A 618-nucleotide genomic window follows, 5' to 3' on the forward strand; every position below is an offset into this window, starting at 1 on the left:
TTCTTCTTACACATAATCTAGTTTTCAGGGAATAATTTTTTTTTGAAAAAATCCTTGAAAATTTTTGAGAAGACGATATAATAAAATATGTCTTTAAAAAATAGTCTGGTGGCGATAGCGAGAAGGTCACACCCGTTCCCATACCGAACACGGAAGTTAAGCTTCTCAGCGCCGATGGTAGTTGGGGGATCTCCCCCTGTGAGAGTAGGACGTCGCCAGGCGCATATATGGAGGATTAGCTCAGCTGGGAGAGCATCTGCCTTACAAGCAGAGGGTCGGCGGTTCGATCCCGTCATCCTCCACCATATTTAATTAAAATTAGACATGCTTTTTTGAAAGTGCCGGTGTAGCTCAATTGGTAGAGCAACTGACTTGTAATCAGTAGGTTGGGGGTTCAAGTCCTCTCGCCGGCACCATTAATAAGTTTTGAGCCATTAGCTCAGTTGGTAGAGCATCTGACTTTTAATCAGAGGGTCGGAGGTTCGAATCCTCCATGGCTCACCATTTATAAAAAGAATATGCGGGTGTGGCGGAATTGGCAGACGCACTAGACTTAGGATCTAGCGCCGCAAGGCGTGGGGGTTCGACTCCCTTCACCCGCACCATTCTAAACAATTC

4 tRNA genes and 1 rRNA gene are annotated in these 618 nt (G+C 45.6%); all 5 read left to right on the top strand.

The features are described 5' to 3' along the window. Nucleotides 1–104 precede the first annotated feature (104 nt). The 5 genes from rrf (at nt 105) to ACTYBU_RS22475 (ending at nt 605) form a co-directional block, all read left to right on the top strand. A 5S ribosomal RNA gene (rrf, locus tag ACTYBU_RS22455) occupies nt 105–221 on the top strand. Nucleotides 222–229: 8 nt separating this feature from the next. Then, nucleotides 230–305, top strand: a tRNA-Val gene (locus tag ACTYBU_RS22460). A gap of 35 nt (nt 306–340) precedes the next feature. Continuing rightward, nucleotides 341–416 (top strand) — tRNA-Thr (locus ACTYBU_RS22465). A 12-nt stretch (nt 417–428) separates the two neighbouring features. Further along, nucleotides 429–504 (top strand) — tRNA-Lys (locus ACTYBU_RS22470). 16 nt (nt 505–520) lie between these two features. Beyond that, a tRNA-Leu gene (locus tag ACTYBU_RS22475) sits at nt 521–605 on the top strand. The last annotated feature ends 13 nt before the right edge of the window (nt 606–618 follow it).

This window comes from Niallia sp. 03133, assembly GCF_052663225.1.